The organism is Pseudoalteromonas sp. JSTW (assembly GCF_013423925.1).
Lineage (GTDB): Bacteria > Pseudomonadota > Gammaproteobacteria > Enterobacterales > Alteromonadaceae > Pseudoalteromonas > Pseudoalteromonas lipolytica.
Genome location: NZ_CP058972.1, coordinates 2948137 through 2965860, shown reverse-complemented (window position 1 = coordinate 2965860; position 17724 = coordinate 2948137). Strand labels below are relative to the sequence as shown.

The 17724-nt window shown below is 42.4% G+C and carries 16 protein-coding genes; 6 read left to right on the top strand and 10 right to left on the bottom strand.

What is annotated here, in order from left to right; genetic code table 11:
• Window positions 1–57 precede the first annotated feature (57 nt).
• Window positions 58–537: a type 3 dihydrofolate reductase gene (folA, locus tag GZH31_RS13395; protein WP_036969051.1), complete on the top strand. Its 480-nt coding sequence runs from the start codon at window positions 58–60 to the stop codon at window positions 535–537.
• A gap of 79 nt (window positions 538–616) precedes the next feature.
• On the top strand, window positions 617–997 hold the full coding sequence (locus tag GZH31_RS13390; RefSeq protein ID WP_036965965.1) for a DUF3718 domain-containing protein: 381 nt from the start codon (window positions 617–619) through the stop codon (window positions 995–997).
• Window positions 998–1383: 386 nt separating this feature from the next.
• Here the strand turns inward: GZH31_RS13390 and GZH31_RS13385 are convergent, their stop codons facing one another.
• From GZH31_RS13385 to lptD, 7 genes are all read right to left on the bottom strand, one after another.
• Window positions 1384–3399, bottom strand: coding sequence for a methyl-accepting chemotaxis protein (locus GZH31_RS13385; protein WP_036965967.1), 2016 nt, complete (start codon window positions 3397–3399; stop codon window positions 1384–1386).
• Window positions 3400–3539: 140 nt separating this feature from the next.
• Window positions 3540–4355, bottom strand: a complete 816-nt coding sequence (locus GZH31_RS13380) for a symmetrical bis(5'-nucleosyl)-tetraphosphatase (RefSeq protein WP_036965970.1) — start codon at window positions 4353–4355, stop codon at window positions 3540–3542.
• A gap of 6 nt (window positions 4356–4361) precedes the next feature.
• Entirely contained in the window at window positions 4362–4751 is a 390-nt protein-coding gene (gene apaG / locus GZH31_RS13375; RefSeq protein ID WP_036965974.1) for a Co2+/Mg2+ efflux protein ApaG, read from the bottom strand.
• On the bottom strand, window positions 4735–5541 hold the full coding sequence (gene rsmA, locus GZH31_RS13370; RefSeq protein ID WP_036965978.1) for a 16S rRNA (adenine(1518)-N(6)/adenine(1519)-N(6))-dimethyltransferase RsmA: 807 nt from the start codon (window positions 5539–5541) through the stop codon (window positions 4735–4737). Before rsmA ends, apaG begins: the two co-directional genes overlap by 17 nt.
• Window positions 5541–6530 (bottom strand): 4-hydroxythreonine-4-phosphate dehydrogenase PdxA, encoded by a 990-nt coding sequence (gene pdxA, locus GZH31_RS13365; protein ID WP_065979655.1) that lies wholly within the window; start codon window positions 6528–6530, stop codon window positions 5541–5543. The genes rsmA and pdxA overlap by 1 nt, the downstream gene beginning before the upstream one ends.
• Window positions 6531–6535: 5 nt before the next feature.
• Window positions 6536–7828: a peptidylprolyl isomerase SurA gene (gene surA / locus GZH31_RS13360; RefSeq protein ID WP_036965983.1), complete on the bottom strand. Its 1293-nt coding sequence runs from the start codon at window positions 7826–7828 to the stop codon at window positions 6536–6538.
• A gap of 36 nt (window positions 7829–7864) precedes the next feature.
• Window positions 7865–10111 carry an LPS assembly protein LptD gene (gene lptD / locus GZH31_RS13355; protein ID WP_065979656.1) on the bottom strand — a complete coding sequence of 749 codons (2247 nt, stop codon included), beginning with the start codon at window positions 10109–10111 and terminating at the stop codon, window positions 7865–7867.
• 103 nt (window positions 10112–10214) lie between these two features.
• Here lptD and GZH31_RS13350 point away from each other — a divergent pair, with 103 nt between their 5' ends.
• From GZH31_RS13350 to djlA, 3 genes are read left to right on the top strand one after another with little or no spacing between them, the layout of a single operon-like run.
• Window positions 10215–11216: an aminoglycoside phosphotransferase family protein gene (locus tag GZH31_RS13350; protein WP_036965989.1), complete on the top strand. Its 1002-nt coding sequence runs from the start codon at window positions 10215–10217 to the stop codon at window positions 11214–11216.
• Window positions 11213–11872 carry an N-acetylmuramate alpha-1-phosphate uridylyltransferase MurU gene (gene murU, locus GZH31_RS13345; protein WP_065979658.1) on the top strand — a complete coding sequence of 220 codons (660 nt, stop codon included), beginning with the start codon at window positions 11213–11215 and terminating at the stop codon, window positions 11870–11872. The genes GZH31_RS13350 and murU overlap by 4 nt, the downstream gene beginning before the upstream one ends.
• A gap of 18 nt (window positions 11873–11890) precedes the next feature.
• Window positions 11891–12751, top strand: coding sequence for a co-chaperone DjlA (gene djlA / locus GZH31_RS13340; protein WP_065979659.1), 861 nt, complete (start codon window positions 11891–11893; stop codon window positions 12749–12751).
• Here the strand turns inward: djlA and GZH31_RS13335 are convergent.
• Window positions 12734–13657 (bottom strand): DUF3530 family protein, encoded by a 924-nt coding sequence (locus GZH31_RS13335; RefSeq protein ID WP_180311084.1) that lies wholly within the window; start codon window positions 13655–13657, stop codon window positions 12734–12736. The two genes, djlA and GZH31_RS13335, sit on opposite strands and share 18 nt — an antisense overlap.
• An 81-nt stretch (window positions 13658–13738) precedes the next feature.
• Window positions 13739–14392 (bottom strand): bifunctional tRNA pseudouridine(32) synthase/23S rRNA pseudouridine(746) synthase RluA, encoded by a 654-nt coding sequence (gene rluA, locus GZH31_RS13330; RefSeq protein WP_180311083.1) that lies wholly within the window; start codon window positions 14390–14392, stop codon window positions 13739–13741.
• A 133-nt stretch (window positions 14393–14525) separates the two neighbouring features.
• Between rluA and GZH31_RS13325 the strand changes: the two genes are divergently transcribed.
• Window positions 14526–14756, top strand: coding sequence for a hypothetical protein (locus tag GZH31_RS13325; protein ID WP_036966004.1), 231 nt, complete (start codon window positions 14526–14528; stop codon window positions 14754–14756).
• Window positions 14757–14813: 57 nt separating this feature from the next.
• Here the strand turns inward: GZH31_RS13325 and rapA are convergent, their stop codons facing one another.
• Window positions 14814–17708 carry an RNA polymerase-associated protein RapA gene (gene rapA, locus GZH31_RS13320; protein ID WP_074988942.1) on the bottom strand — a complete coding sequence of 965 codons (2895 nt, stop codon included), beginning with the start codon at window positions 17706–17708 and terminating at the stop codon, window positions 14814–14816.
• Between the last annotated feature and the right edge of the window lie 16 nt (window positions 17709–17724).

The following is a 17724-nucleotide window of genomic DNA, read 5'->3' as shown; positions in this document are numbered from 1 at the left end:
CGCGCTCCTTTTTTATTAATAAGAAAAAAGTATTAAAGGTGTAGTGTGAAAATTTCAATGATTGCTGCAATGGCAAATAATCGTATTATTGGTCAAGACAATCAAATGCCTTGGCATTTGCCTGCCGACTTACAGCACTTTAAACAGGTTACTATGGCTAAACCTGTGATTATGGGACGTAAAACCTTTGAGTCTATAGGTCGACCATTACCAGGGCGTCAAAACATAATTATTAGCCGTAATGCTGATTATAAAGCGGAAGGGATTGAGGTTGTAACGTCGCCAGATGCGGCGCTAGCCCTAGTAAAAGAGGCAGATGAAGTGATGATCATCGGTGGAGGAAATATTTATCAGCAGTTTCTTCCTCACGCAGAGCGACTTTATTTAACCTTCATTGATCTTGATGTAGAGGGAGATACGCAGTTCCCAGATTACGAAAGTGTTGCTAACTGGACAGTTGTCGAGCAGGAAGAGAAACTGCCAGATAACAACAATCCACACCCGTATACTTTTGTTACTTTGTATAAAAAACCTTAACAATATTGCGATAAAATGGTTTGATTGGTACAATAATAGTCAAGCTTGGTAAGCTAAAAGTATTACATAAGGGCAAAATATGATGAAGTTACCAAATATGTTATTAGCCGCAGCAGTTGTTACGGCTTCAGTTGCGTACACAGCACCTGTTAAAGCCGACGATCAACAGTTGGCGCTTTCACTTTGTGAGTACATTGCTGCAGATGATAAGAATCGTTTACGTGATAAACTAAAAAGTTCACGCGTAAAGATCCGTAATATCATCGACGCTTTTAAGTGCAATGACAACAACATGCTTCGTCATGCAATTGTGAGTGGTGCAAACGATACGGGTGAGTATATTGTTAAGCGTTTACCATCTTCTTCATTTGAAGACGGTGCAGACATCGCATGGGCTGAAGCCAATGGCTTTGGTGGCTCGCCAGTTGTTGCTGCTATTAAAGAGCGCGCAGGTCTTTAATAGTAAAGCCAAACAGATTTATAAAAACCGCACTCGTTGCGGTTTTTTTATGTCTGTGAATAATACCAATTCAAAATCATACTAATACCTATCTGCAATAATTCTTACTCATTTTGAGTGATTACACCAGTCGCTAGCTGCGTTAAAAATGTCTGATTTACGACTGCATGGATGCCGGAGGGAGAGTAATGCAGGAGCAATTGCCGAGAACAACTAAATAACTAAATTTTTGCCTTGTTATCAACGCGGTTTTATTGCCTCAAAATAGACCTTTTAATTAAGCGCAGTGGTATGAATGGGGATCATTGAATGAGCTGATGGGGAATAAAAAAACCGTGTTTGCGATGCTAAACACGGTTTTTCTATTTAGGTATAGCGAAGGCTATTTAAACTTTAAAGGCATCCACCGACAGTCGTAACTCTTCAGCTAATTTAGCGACTTCTGAGCTTGAAATGTTCGTCTGGTTAGCCCCTTCAGCTGTTTGTTCAGCAATAGCAACGATTGACTCTAAGCGCTCGCTGATCTCTTGCGAGACTTGTTGTTGTTCGTGCGCAGCTGTCGATATTTCTTCACTTACGTTATGTGCTTGGGCAACAGCTGCGGTGATTGAGTCAAGTGCAGTGTTGGCTTGGTCTGATTGCTCAACACATGATTCAGCTTGTTGCTTACCTTTAGACATTGCGGCAACAGCGGCTTCAGCACCAATTTGCAGTGATTCAATCATGGCTTGGATTTCCTGCGTAGACTCTTGAGTTTTGCTCGCAAGAGAGCGTACTTCGTCTGCGACAACAGCAAAGCCACGGCCTTGTTCACCTGCGCGTGCTGCCTCAATAGCGGCATTAAGTGCAAGAAGGTTTGTTTGCTCTGCAATGCCACGTATCACATCTAAGATACCGCCAATTGATGCACTGTCTTTATGCAGCTTATTAATGACTTGAGACGCGTCATCGACTTCACGAGCAAGCTGTTCAATCGTCGCTTTGTTTTGCGATGAGATACCCTTAACACGCTCGGCTTCTTTATCTGCGTTTTTAATTTCACTCAGCGCTTGTTGAGCACTGCTGCTAACCGCTTGAGAGGTACTGCTCATTTCTGTCGTCGCCGTTGCTGCTTGTTCTACTTGTGCTTGCTGGTTACGAATGGCTTGGCTTGACTCTTCGGTAATCGCCGATGTTTCCTCAGACGCAGCGGCAAGTTGCGTAGAACGAGAAATAATACCTTGGATTAGCGTACGTAAGCTTTCTATTAATGTATTACAGCTACGTGAAAGCTCACCAAATTCATCTTTTGCAGTGTCATCTAAACGTTGTGTCATATCACCACTGGCAACGATATCTAGAATACGGTTTACTTCAGAAAGTGGCTTAGTGATACGGTTTACAGTCATGGCTGCAACAACGATTGCAATGAGCGTTGCAATAATCATAGCGACCCAAGTCCAAAGCGTAGCCGTTGTTACGTTACCACTGACGTCTTGCTGTAAATCAAAGGCAAGCACTGTGGCATGATCAACGAGTTCACGCAGTTGTGTTAATGCTTCTGTTGTCGAGTTTTCGGCATTAGCAAGCTCCGCTTCAGTTTGAGCAATGGCATCAATTAAACGTTTTTTGTTGGCCGATAAACTATTTGAACCTTTTACATTGTTGGCAAGTGTTTCAAAGTAGCCGTTTAAATCATTGTATAGGCTTGCATTCGACTCAATAACAGCGGGGCGAATTAAGCTTAAGCTGCGCTCAATTTCTTCAAGGTAATATATTTGCTCTTTTTTAATGATTTCTAGCGTATTCAGTGTTTTCACTGTGAGCATATCAGTGCTGTTAGTCACTAATGATTGAAAATGATTTTCTAAGTTATTTGCCGCTTGATAAGCACGTGAGTGATTCTCTTCTAAGCCATCAATATCAATAATATCGAGTACCACAGAGTTTGCATCTTCAGCGCTAAGCTCAATACTTTCAAGTTGAGTACTGAGAGTTTTGTTAAGTTCAAGCTGCGTTTTTTTATCTTTAAACAGGTTATCAACCGATTTAGCAAAACGTTTATAGGTTTGTTCTACTTGTTGACTACTTTGTTTTAGTTTTGGGTCATCACTAACCACGTTTTGTAAATCTTGATAAGAATTATCATAACGTTTTTTCTGTTCATTAAAGCTGCTACGTGTCGCTGCTAGCTCATCTTGTGATGCTGTGTAAAAGCTCGCTTGTGCGGATTTACTCATTAAGATGAATTCGACCTGTAGCTCATAGCTTTTATCGAGAGCAGGGAGTGACAGCTGATTAACTCGCTGTGTAGATTGATCAATATTGGTAATTCTGATCAATGAGTTACCACCAATAAATAGCAAGAGTAGGGTAATGACAATAAAGCCGCCCCAAATACGCTGTCTAACGGTCAAGTTCATATGTAATTCCACTAATAGTACTAATCAGTATTTATCGGCAGGGTTGCTGATAAGTTAAGTATTTAAATTAAATTGGCTTTTATTTAAATTTACTTTAATTGATATAAATCTAACAGATGTTCAGTTATTTTTCAGTTAATTTAGATAAAAGAGTGAGAACTTTCGACAAAACGCTCTTTTTTACTGAGTTCCATGAGAGTCATTTCTCCTCCCCACACACAGCCTGTATCAAGGCCATGTATATTTGCTCGTTGGGTTTTTCCTTCAATTGCCGCCCAGTGACCAAAAACAATCTGCTGCGTTAATTGCGTTATATTCGGGTGTTCAAACCACGGTATTGTTGAGCTATTTGCACTGGTACTGGTTTTGTTTGTGAGGTCTAAATGGGCCTCTTTGTCTACAAAACGCATGCGTGTGAAGTAATTTACAATGTAGCGAAACTTAGCTTCATTACTGAGTGTTGACTGCCATTTAGGCGGATGAGTATCGTACATATGGCTAAAAAAATGTCGAGCATCAGCACCTTGATAGCAATTCTTTGCAAAGCGAGCGCGTTTCAATGCTTTCTTAATCGACCAATTGGGGTTTAAACCGGCATGACTTATGAACATGTCATATTTTTCAAGCCATAGAGCAAGTGGTTGTTGCTGTAAAAATTGAATATAGTCAGTGAGTTTAGAGCTGCTAAAAACAGCACTGAGCTTATCTTTTGGGTTGTGTGGTTTATTTAAATGATAACACGCGATCATGTGCAGGTCATGATTGCCAAGCGTAATGCTGACACTGCCTTGCATTGCATAGAGTCGCTCAAGGCACCCAAGGGAATCTGGGCCTCGAGCAACTATGTCACCAACTAGGTATAGGTGGTCTTTGCTAGGATTAAAATTAACGCGCTTGAGTAGTGCGTCAAATTCACTGTAGCACCCTTGCAAATCCCCTATCGCGTAGTCAGCCATCGATACTTAATGCAGTATGTTAGGGCGTGCTAGACGAAACACGTCTATCGGGGCTTCAAATTCAGTGCCGAATTCGTTACGCATGGTGTAATAACCTTGCATTGTCCCTACAGGGGTGTCGAGCACTGCGCCGCTGGTGTATTTATAACTTTCACCTGGGGCAATAGTGGGGGTTTCACCAACGACACCTTCGCCTTGAACTTCGACTTCCTTGCCATTGGCATCGGTAATTAACCAGTAGCGACTTAATAGCTTAGCACTGCACAAACTATGATTTTTAATCGTGATAGAGTAAGCAAAAACGTATTTATCTTGTTCAGGCTCCGATTGACCTTCAACGTAGAAGGTCTCAACAGAGACCTTAATTGGCGAACCTAAATTACTGCTTGTTGTCATAAATCCAATTAGCTATATCAATAAATTGTTGTAAAGACAGACTTTCTGCACGAAGTGTAATATCAATACCAATGCCTGTAAGTTCTTCAGCAGTCAGTAGGTTTGATAAACTGTTGCGCAGTGTTTTACGACGTTGGTTAAACGCTTCTAAGCACACAGTGTTTAAAAGCTTGGTACTTTTAGCTGTACGTTGCTCAGGCTTCTTAGGGATCAAACGAATGACCGCTGAATCAACTTTAGGTGCAGGTTTAAAGCACTCTGGGGGCACATCAATCACTGGCATTGCATGGCAGTAATACTGTGTCATGACAGTTAAGCGGCCAAAAGCTTTGCTACCAGGGCTTGCTACCATGCGCTTAACAACCTCTTTTTGAAGCATAAAGTGCATATGCTCAACGTTGTCAGCAAATTCAAATAAATGAAACAGCAGAGGAGTCGAAACATTGTATGGCAAGTTACCAAAAATCTTTAGTTTTTCGTCTTCTTTAATCAGGGTGCTAAAATCAAACTTCATTGCATCACCTTGATGCACTGTTAGTTTTGGCCCTAAAAAAGGATGGCTTACTAAACGCTCTGCTAAGTCTTTATCTAGCTCAACAACAGTTAGATGGCCACTTAAGTCTGCAACGGGTTCGGTGATAGCACCAAGACCAGGGCCGATTTCTACTAAATTGTCTTCGGGTTTAGGATCGATAGCCGTCACAATTTTATCGATGATCATGTCATCATTTAAAAAGTTTTGGCCAAAACGCTTTCTGGCGCGGTGTCCTAAATGTACTTTATCAGTCATTAATTTTGTGCTTTTTCATGGGCGAGCTTAATTGCTTCGCGGATCGCTAATTCAAAACTACCCACATCGGCGGTTCCTGTACCGGCTAAATCAAGCGCCGTACCGTGATCCACTGATGTGCGAATAAATGGCAAGCCAAGGGTGATGTTCACCGAGTTGCCGAAACCTTTGTATTTTAGCACAGGTAATCCCTGATCGTGATACATAGCAAGCACGGCGTCGGCCTGTGACAGGTATTTATCTTGAAATAATGTATCAGCGGGCAGCGGACCAATTAAATTCATACCCTGATTATTTAATAATTCGAGGGTGGGGGCTATCGTATCTATTTCTTCGCGGCCTAGATGACCATCTTCACCTGCATGTGGGTTTAAACCACAGACCAAAATACGTGGTTTTTCGATACCAAATTTAGTCTGTAGATCGTGGTTTAAAATCGTTGCCACCTTGCTTAGGCGCTCAACGGTGATAGCACGTGACACATAAGCTAATGGAATATGTGTAGTGACAAGGGCAACACGTAATCCCTCGGTTGCAAGCAGCATCACTACATCTGCTGTATTAGATTGCTGCGCAAAGTACTCGGTATGACCGCTAAACGAAATACCCGCTTTGTTGATAATGCCTTTGTGCACTGGGCCTGTGACTACTGCCGCAAAGGTGCCATCCATATTTTTTTCACTGGCGATACGAAGCGTATCTAACACATATTGACCGTTTGCATCATTTAAGACACCCACTTCAACTTCTTCAGCTAGGTCAACCTGATGCAAATAGACACTGCCTGCCGGTGCAATTGCTGGAGCTTGGTCTTCATCAAATTTGATCAGGTCGATGTTTAAACCAAGCTGTTTGGCGCGTTGTTTTAATAACGCACCATCAGCAATTACGACAAGTTGGGCATCCCACGCGTGTTGCGCTAACTTAATTAATAAATCAGGGCCTATACCTGCGGGTTCACCTGGGGTGATTGCTACTCTTATTGTCATAATGATTATTCTACAGGGAAGATATCAACATGAGCTTGCTCACGCATTTCTTGCTGCCAGTTGAAGCTTTCTTCTTTAAACTTACGATTAAACAGCAGTTGATGCGCACGGTTACGTTTAGCAAGTTCAGTCTTATCTGCGACGCGTTTATCAAGCAACTGCACAATATGCCAGCCAAATTGCGTTCTAAATGGCTCACTGATCTCGTTTTTATCAAGTGACAACAAGGTATTTTTGAACTCAGGCACATAGGTGCTTGGGTCTGTCCAATCGTATTCGCCGCCTTTTAGCGCAGAACCTGGATCTTCAGAGTACTCTTTTGCAAGTTCAGCAAAGTCGGCGTTACCTTCACGCAAGTCTTTCGCAAAGCCTTTAAGCATCTCGCGCGCTTTTTCTTCGCTTAAAATGATAGACGGTTTAATAAGGATGTGACGAGAGCGAACTTCTGTGGTTTCAACTACTTGGCGACCACGTACATCTTGTACTTTAATAATGTGGAAACCTGCGCCTGAGCGAAGCGGACCAACGATATCGTCTTTTTTCTGACCTTTTACAGCCTCTGCAAAGAGTGAAGGCATTTCATTAATACCCATCCAGCCTAACTGACCACCTTCAAGCGCTTTTGAGCCACTTGATGATGAAATCGCAATGCGCTTGAACTCTTTACCTTCTTTTAAAAATTCAATGACTTTGTCAGCACGTGTTTTAGCGCTGGCAATTTCATCGGGTGTTGCATCACTTGGAATATCAATCAAGATGTGGCCGATATTGTACTCTTCGGCATTTTTACCTTGTGTTTCCATTATTTTTAAAAGGTTATCAATTTCTTGTGGGCTGATGTAAATACGGCGATCGACGTTAGCACGTGTAACTTGCTGGGTGGTGATCTCTTTACGTATTTCTTCGCGGTAAGCGGGAAAACTTTCACCAGCCGCTTCAATCGTGCGACGCAAATCAGCAATCGTGCCACCTTGCTCGCGAGCCATGTTTTCTAGCGTTTGGTCAAGCTGTGAATCCGAAATCTCAAGGCCCATACGCTCTGCAAGTTGCATCATAAGAGTTTGGCTTACAAGTCGTTCAATCGCTTGAATGCGCAACGTATCATCCGATGGGAGCTCTTGGCCTTGCTCGGCTGCTTGTGCTTTTACGCGATTAATAATTGTGTCGACTTCGCTTTGTAAGATAACACCTTGGTTAACGATGCCGACGACTTTGTCTATTTCGACAGGTTTTGCGAAAACGCTTTGGCATAAGCCAACTGTTAATAATGCTGATGCAAATAATTTTTTTAAATTCATACTTTTTCTAATACTCTTGCTAATAGTACTGCGGTACTAGTTATTAAGAAAATACGGTCTACGATAGCCAAAAATACCTTGTTGTAATAATTTTTGTGCATCATAACGGCTTTTACTACCAAGTCCTTTTAACACGATATTGAAGCCAATACTGGTATCAAAAGTGGCTTGCTCTTGGCCAATCGCTTGATTCAAATCGGTTTCGATTTGACGACGGCCAGTGATTTGAAACGCCCAGCAGCACGATTCATACTGCAGGCCGCTGAAAACCTCAATGCTACGACCACTTTCTAAATCGCGGTGATAGCTGCCAACAAACTGCCAATCATGTGTTAGCGGAATGCTGGTAAATAGACCAACTTGCTCGATTGTATTGCCTGAGACATCATTTGCATAGCGATGGTTCAATTGTACGAGCTGTTTATCGTCACCTTTGTAATCTAAAGTGATATTTGACTGGATTATTTCTTTACCATCGGTGTCATATTGAATCCCCCCAGATAAATACCAGCGACGGTGCCAATGTAACATGGTTTGCGCGGCAAACAAGGCATTGTAGTTTGTATCAGACTGAATCCCTTGCGAAGTCGGTTTGGCATCATCGCTTAAATAAAAGATTTGCCCAGCACTGAAATTAAACACTTCTTCATTGTCGCTGCTAAATAAGCGCGTTGTTGCACCTAAAGTAAATTGGTTTGCGGTTGCTATGCGGTCGATGCTCGAAAAGCGACGATCTCTAAATAAACCAAAAAAGTCATCTTGTAACTTGGTGGTATCGTAAAGGCCAATATTCGACTGGTCTTTATTGGGTGTATACAAATACTGAATTTGAGGTTCTAACGTTTGAATGCCTTCTTTGAAGAAAAAAGCGGTTTCACGTTCAAAGTTTAGTTGGCTGTATAAACGTACTTTTGGCAGTGTACGTGTGACTTTTTCTTCAAAGTCAGTGCCCGTTAGATCACCGTGTTGATTATAAGTGGTGTGTAATAGGCTTACTTCAGATAAAAAAGACCACGCATACTCTTGATACCCCAAACTGGCTTTTGGTTCAATGTGAAGGCGGCTTGCTTCATCAATCACTGCATTGTTATTGGTAAAGTAGCTAAGTTCACCGTCGAGTGTTAAATCGACACCATAAAAGTCGTATGGGTTAGTTTGTGAAAAACTAATTTGTGGTAATGCTGCATAAGATTCACGGTGATCACCGAGCACTTCAAAGCTTTGAAGTTTGATGTCGGTACGCCACGTATCACCTAAATGCGTTAGTGAGCCTGTACGATATAACTGGGTATCTGTGCGAGTGGCATAATTCGAATTTAAATCGGTTAAGTAGTTATCATCACTCACATTGGTAATATCAATGTTGCCGCGCCAGTTCTCACCAAAATAACTTTGCTGTTGCCAGTGAAATAAATAGCGCGAGTCAACACTTGGCTCTTCGTCGTCTTTATCAAGGTACTCTACAGCGATTAAACCGTTATTTTGCTCTGTTAAATAACGAAACTCACCAATCATTTGTAAGCCACGCTTAGACATATAGCGTGGCGTAATTGTTGCGTCGTAATTTGGCGCTATATTCCAATAATACGGCGTGATAGTTTCAAGACCGTAGCGACCAGAGCTTGAGAAATTAGGTGTTAATAATCCTGACTTACGGCGGTCATCTAATGGAAAAGTGAAATAAGGGATATACAACACGGGCGTATCGAATACGCGTAATACGGTATTGTGAGTTTCACCCCAGCCATCTTCACTCGATAAATCAATTTCATCTGCTTCAATTGCCCATACCGGTGTTTCGCCCGGACAGGTAGTAAAGCTTGCGTTCATGAGGTTTAGGCCAGACTCATTGACTGTCAGTTTTTCTGCGCCACCATGACCGAGCTGGTCGGTGAGCTTATAGTCAGCGCCAAGTAGGCTTAATTCAGAGTTATTTAAATCTGCGTTGAGCCCAGAGCTATTAATTTGGCTAACTTTATCGCGATAAACGATAGGGCCGGTTGCATTAAGTAGACCACGTTGTTTGTCAATCAGTGCACTTTGTGCGGACAAATTCATCGTTAGGGTGTTAATATCTACATTACCGGTAAATTCTGCGCTTTGGGTACCCAATAGTTCAATATCATCGGATTTGATATCGATCATATTAAGTTCAAGGCCAGGGAGCGGTTGCCAAGCTCTGGTTTGCATTGAAGTGCCACAAAAGTTGTGTGCCAGTTCAGTTTCGGCGAACGATGGTGCGCTAAGTACGCTTAGCATCATTATGCCCCAGGTTTTGCTCATTTAATGACCTTAATGCTCTTTGGTTGGATATAAGCTAGACATAATAAAGGAAAACAATGGCAAATACAGTAATTGACTTAGTGAAAAATAGATATCTTACTAAATGAATCGTTATAAAAGTTTACAGCAGTTTTTAAATCCTCATTTTAAGGAGGATGAATATCAATTAGCAGCCATCACTGGCGATGCGAGTTTTCGTCGGTATTTTCGTATTAATACCGCAGAACAAAGCTTCATTGTGATGGATTCTGATCCTGATAAATTAGATAACACGCCCTATATTGAACTAAACAAAGTGTTCTCTAAACATGGTTTTAAATTACCAAAAATTCTTCAGGCTGATGAAAAGCAAGGCTTCTTTTTACTGAGTGATTTAGGCAATACACATTTAGCTGACTTACTTGGCGATGAAGACCGCACGCTACATTATAAGCATCTCATAAAGCTCAGTGCACAATGGGCGCAAACACCGCCTGCTCAATATATGAAAGTGTTTGATGATGACTTTTTGCAATTTGAATTGAGCATTTTTAGCGAATGGCTTGTCGATGCGTTTATTGATTGTTCGTTGTCGGATGAGCAAACACAGATGTGGCAAGATGCCTGTCAACTGCTGGTCAATAATGCGCTGGCGCAACCTATAGTGACCGTACACCGTGATTTTCATAGTAGAAATATTATGCGTACAGGACAGCAGTGGGCGATTATTGACTACCAAGATGCAGTGCAAGGGCCAGTGTGTTATGACTTAGTGTCGTTACTTCGAGATTGCTACTTTCAACTTCCTGAACATGAACTCGACTATTTACTGCATTTTGCCTATGACGAATTTACCAAGCAGCAGTTAATTCACGGAATTACGTTTGAGGTGTTCAAACGGTGGTTTGATTTAACAGGAATACAGCGTCACTTGAAAGCGGCCGGTATTTTTTGTCGTTTAAAATTACGCGATGGAAAATCTGGCTATTTAAATAATGTGCTGCCAACGCTTCAGTATATTAGTAATGTAAGTAAAGATTACCCAGAGTTAAGTGCACTCAGTGAGTGGATTGAACACACTATCATTGTGCAGACTAAAAAGCGGTTAGACAAAGAGATTAAATGAAAGCAATGATTTTAGCGGCAGGCCGTGGAAAACGCATGATGCCGTTGACTAGTACGCTGCCTAAACCGATGTTAAAAGTGGCAGGTAAACCATTATTAGCACACCACATTATTAACTTACGCCAAGCAGGCATTGTTGATATTGTCATAAACCTTGCATGGCAAGGAGATAAAATAAAGCAGTACTTTGGCAATGGCGAAGCGTTTGGCGTCACCATACAGTACAGCCAAGAGTGCGAAGGTGGGCTTGAAACAGCCGGTGGCATACTTCACGCTTTGCCCTTGCTTGGCGAGCACTTTGTGGTGATTAACGGGGATGTATTTACTGATTACGATATGACGTCACTCACACAACTGCATTTAGAACCCGGCGAAGCGCACCTTGTTTTGGTTGAAAACCCAGCCCACAATCCTGACGGTGATTTTGCGTTACGCCATTTAGGTCCCGATAGTCAAAAGTACACGTTTTCAGGTATTAGCCGTTTTCATGCTGACTTTTTTAAAGGCCTAACACCGGGTGTGCTTGCACTAGGGCCTATCCTGCGTGAGAAGCTGGCAGAGTATCAAGTATCCACTGAGCTGTACCTTGGTCAGTGGGACGACATAGGCACACCAGCCAGACTCGACGAACTAAACCAGCGCTTAGCTGTAAAATAACAACGAGGGTTTATCATTATGTGGGGAAAAGTACTGGGATTCTGTTTTGGCTTTATGTTTGGCCGGTTTGTTGGCGCTTTGCTGGGGTTGTACCTTGGTCACATGTTTGATCGCAGCTTAAAACAAGACTTTGATAAAGCGGGCGGTTTCTCCGGCCTGTTTAAAGGTGATGATATTAATGAACGTCAAGCGCTGTTTTTTTCAAGCTGCTTTGCGGTTATGGGTCATATTGCCAAATCAAATGGTCGAGTCAGTGAAACGCACATTAAAGCTGCGAGTGTCTTTATGAATGAAATGGGCTTGTCGGGTGATGAGCGCCGTGAAGCACAAGATGCATTTCGAAGCGGTAAAGAAGCCGATTTTTCACTAAAAGAAACGGTTCATGATTTTAAAGAACGTTTTGCCCGTCGTCATGACTTGCTGCAATTGTTTCTAGAAATTCAAATTCAAATGGCATTCTCTGATGGTCATCTTGCAGAACAAGAAAAACAATTATTGCACGAGGTGAGTAAACAGTTAGGAATTTCGCGCACACAATTTTCATTCTTACTAAAACGTTACCAAGCTGAATTTGCATTTCGTCAGCAGCAACAGCGCTTTTATGAGCAACAAAACCAACAACACAGTACTCATAATGAGCAACATGGTCATCGAGTCCCGCCAAACAATAGCATGAACCGTGCTCAGGCACTTGCGTTACTTGGCTTAAGTAAGGATGCGTCTGCGCGTGATATTAAAGTAGCTTATCGTAAGCTCATGGCACAGCATCACCCTGATAAGCTGGTATCGCAAGGGCTACCTAAGCACATGATGGAAGTCGCGGTGAAGAAAAGCCAAGATATTCAAGCCGCTTATGAATATTTAAAGAAGGCGGCGTAAAAAGCCGTCGACTTCTTTGAGCAACCGCTCGTGTTGCTCAGGTTCTGTGGGGGTTCCGAACAATTCTCGTTGTCGATAATCATATTTAGCGTTGCGCCTAACCCAGCGTTTTCTATCGTTGACGCTTTGAAGTGTGTCTGGGTTACCTTCACTGTAGAAAATATCTAACAGTGGTGGGCTAATGGTCGACAACGTGGCATTGAGATGCTGGTTTCGAATACTGTTTGGAAGGTAGCTTCCTAAACTAATAAAGGCATTCAACTCGTTATTGGGAAAGCTTGCATAGTGCTCAATAAGTAGCCCAGCACTGGCACCCTGCGCCAGTACTATAATGTTGCCACCTTCATCCATCGCGCTGTTATATAACGCATTAAAACGTGCAATAAGCTTGAGCTTATAATCATCAAGTATCGCTTCACTTATGTTTGGCTTCGCTGAGACAAAGTGAGGCGCTTGTTGTGTTTGGGCTGGTGGAGCTGAGTCAGCTTGCTGGTTATTTTGCGTTGTTGACTCAGTTTCAGAGTTATCAGTGGGCTCTGGCATCGCCATATCGGCAGGGTGCCAGTCAATATCAGGCATTGTCATAGCGAGTGTCGCATAGCCAATATCATTTAATTGCTTACGTAAAAAGTTGATCCCCGCATTATTGGTAGGCACGTCTTGCCAGTCAGGAATAATTAACACGATGCCACGTTGTGTTGGCGCCATAGATTGACGATATAAACTAATGAACTCATCTTCACCGGCAAGCAGGGGACGTACTTCATCGCTGGGTAAAAAGCGTTGAATATCGTTAGTGACCAAACTTGACCAAGGGGTGGGTTTAATAAAATCGGCAGCATTCACATTACCCATCAACGCAAAACAGGCTGCGTAAACTAAGCAATGTGCGGGTTTTAACTTCATGCCGAAATTTCCTGAGTCTTAAATTAAATCAGTGATTAAATTAACTATCGGCAGTATTGGTAAAATATTTAGCTAATTGTCTTAAAACTCAGGAGCTGCCTCAAAAACAAGCGTTTCATCACTGACAGGGTGAGTTAAACTCAGCATTTCTGCATGCAGTTGCAAACGAGGAGCCAGCGCTAATGCTTCTGAGTGGGCATACAGTCTATCCCCTAAAATTGGGTGACCTAAAGACAGCATGTGCACACGTAGTTGGTGAGAGCGCCCTGTAATTGGGGTCAGCTCAACGCGCGTTGCCTGAGCTTCATGCTCAAGTACTTTAAAGTGTGTTAATGAAGGCTTGCCTTTGTCGTGATCAACCATTTGTTTAGGGCGGTTAGGCCAATCACAAATAAGCGGTAAATCGACGGAACCTGTTTGCTGTTCAAGCTTACCAAATACACGCGCAACATAGCGTTTGGCGGTTTTTCTATCTTGAAACTGAATACTTAGATTGCGATGTGCTTCTTTATGCATCGCTAAACAAATAATCCCTGAGGTTGCCATATCTAAGCGATGAACAATTTTAGCGTTAGGAAATACGCGGTTAACGCGTGCAATAAGGCAATCGGCATGTTTTGGGTCCTTACCCGGCACCGTAAGTAAACCACTTGGTTTATTGACGATCAGTAAATCATCATCTTGATAAACAATGCTCAAATAGGGGGTCATTGGGGGATTATAATTGAGTAACACAGCCAGCCTCGATGATATGCAAGGGCGTTATTTTAAAGGAGTATCAATGCTTACACAATGCTAGGAGTGGTTTTGAATTGTTATCCGATATACAGTTGCTTACTTAGCGAATTTGCAAAACAGGAGTCATTGAATGTTTTTTTTGGGCCGTATTCGCAGTAAGCCTTGCACACGATGCGGATTACACGTTAACGACCGCGAGCCTGAGTGTTGGCACTGCAAAGACCTTACTGACTTACAAGCTGTGTATTTAAAAAAAGCTTACACAGAAGATGTTATTAAGAAAAATAAAGGCTTAGCTGCTCTATTTTGCAAATTAGCCGCCGTCGCGTTGGTGATAAGCCTCGCTGCGTTTTTAATATAAAAAACGCGATGTGGGATGACATCGCGTTGCTTATTTAAACGTTTTACGTCACTCGCTCTAGTGCGACACAACAATCAAACGAATCGCATCTAATTTAACTTGGGCTTTTTCAATATAGGTCGTCAGGTCACTGCGTTGTTTATCAAAGAAGCTAAGCTCTTCATCACGAATATTCGGATTAATTTGTTTAAGCGCGGTTAAACGGGCTTGCTCTTCACCTAATGCGGTATGCATTTTTTCTAATGACTCAACACGCAATGCGTCGAGTTTTGTTTGGGCTAACCCCTGAGCGCTGGTGATCATTGGGTGAATGGCACTTTGTAGCGCACTGGCTAACTTACTTGCCGTTTGACGACCAACCGCAGAAAGCTGTTGGTTAAAGGCATCAAAGGCAACATTATCGGCTAAGTTATTGCTGCTTTTATCAAGTAAAACTCGAATAGGAGTCGGCGGTAAGAAACGACCTACCTGTAATGACTTCGGTGCCATGGCTTCTGCAATGAAGATAAGCTCAACAAAAAATGTACCCGCAGGGAGTTTTTTGTTTTTCAGCAGGGCAACCGATGCTGTGCCAAAGTCATCATCGCAAATCATGTCTAAACTGCCTTGCACCATCGGGTGATCCCAGCTGATAAAATGCGCATCTTCTTGCGATAGTGCAGTTGCACGGTCAAAGGTCACGGTAATACCGTCATCTTTTAAGCAAGGGAAAGAGGGATTCAACATATGCTCGGTTGGTTTTAAGATAATGGTATTTTCACCTTTATCTTCTTGGCTTACACCAAAAGTGTCGAACACATTGATCATGTAACTTGGCAATGTAAACTGGTCATCTAGCTCTTCGATATCAGCGACTAAGCTTTCAGCACGGCCTTGACCACTTGAGTGCAGCTCTAATAAACGGTCACGACCACTTTCCATTTGTTTGCGCAGTTTTGCATTTTGGCTAGCAACTTGTTCTAGTAGTGGGTCTAGCTCTTCTTCATCACAATTATGTGTACCAATGAATTCAAGCAGCTCTTCACCGAATTCTTTATACAACATTTGCCCTGTGGTTGATGTTGTTTCAAACGCATCTAGGCCTTCGTTATACCAGCGTAGCAAGACTTCTTGTGCTGTATTTTCAAAGTAAGGCACATGAATGTTTACATCTTGCGTTTGACCAATGCGGTCAAGGCGACCAATACGTTGCTCTAACAAATCAGGGTTCAAAGGTAAATCAAAGAGCACTAAATGATGTGAGAACTGGAAGTTACGGCCTTCTGAACCAATCTCTGAACACAGAAGGATTTGTGCGCTGTCGTATTCATCAGCAAAAAATGCCGCAGCACGGTCACGCTCAACAATCGACATACCTTCATGGAACACAGATGCTTTAATGGCTTCGCGCTCTCGTAAAATTTGTTCAAGGCTAATCGCTGTTTCAGCTTTAGCACAAATTAGCAGGACTTTTTCGTGTTTTAGTGTTTTTAATGTTTCAATTAACCAGTCAACACGTGGGTCGAAGGCGCCCCAACTGGCGTTTTCACCTTCAAATTCTTGAAATATTTTTTCTGGGAATAACGCGCGCAGAGCACTTAGCTCAGCACTTTGAATGCCGCCTATATTCCCTAAGACCGACATTGCGGTTTTATATTGCTTTGGCATCGCCATTGGGTAAGCGTGGAGTTTACGGCTTGGGTAACCATCAATACCGCTGCGGCTATTTCTGAACAAAATACGGCCGGTACCATGGCGGTCCAGTAGCATTGATAAAATTTCATTACGCGCGGTTTCATCACCTTGCTCAGCTTTAGCAAGCACCTCAGTGATATCGGTTTCTTTTAATAAGGCTTTTAATGTCTCGCGAGCCGTGTCATCTAAGCGTTGCTCACTGAGTAGTTGATTGGCAGCTTCTGCGACATCTTTGTAGTTACTTTCTTCTTCAACAAAAGCATCGTAATCATAAAAACGATCAGGGTCGAGTAATTGCAAACGCGCAAAGTGGCTGCGGTGGCCTAATTGATCGGGTGTTGCTGTCAGTAAAATAAGGCCTGGAATATCTTGGCTAAGTTCAGCCATGCGTTGATATTCTGTGCTTGGTTTACCATTTGTAATACTCAAATGGTGCGCTTCATCAACCACGAGTAAATCCCAATCGGCTAATGTTGCTTGTTCAAACCAGCGTTTTTTCTTGCTTAAAAATTCAAGGCTAGTAAGTACTAACTGTTCTGTTTCGAATACATTCGGTGAGTCTGCGAATGCTTCATCACAACGTTCCTCATCAAAAATAGAGAAACGTAAATTAAAGCGACGAAGCATCTCAACGAGCCATTGGTGTTGCAGGTTTTCAGGCACCACAATTAATACGCGGCTAGCTCGGCCACTAATGATTTGTTGATGTAAAATCATCCCCGCTTCAATGGTTTTACCAAGGCCCACTTCATCTGACAATAAAACACGCGGCGCGAAACGTTTACCCACTTCTTGTGCAATATAAAGCTGGTGAGGTATTAGGTTGGCACGTTGACCAATTAAGCCTTTTAAAGGTGATTGCTGACGCTCGAACTGGTGCTGCCAAGTTTGATAGCGAAGGGTGTAACGATCAAAACGGTCTACTTGGCCTGCAAATAAGCGGTCTTGCGGTTTATTAAATTTAATAAAGTGATCTAAAAAGGTCTCTTTTAACTGAACTTTTTCACCGTTATCAACACGTGTACCGTGGTAGCATAAAAGCTCACCTTGTTCTTCAACTGACTCTACTTCAAGTTCCCACTCTTCAACGCTGCGAATAACATCGCCTGGATTAAATGCGACACGAGTAACAGGTGCTTCTGTTAAAGAATAAACTCTGTTTTCACCACTGGCTGGAAATAAAATGCTGACCTGACGGCCTTCAAGGGCAACTACGGTGCCTAATCCTAAATCTGACTCAGTATCACTGATCCAACGCTGACCTAAGGAAAAATTCATGTATGTCTCGTCTATG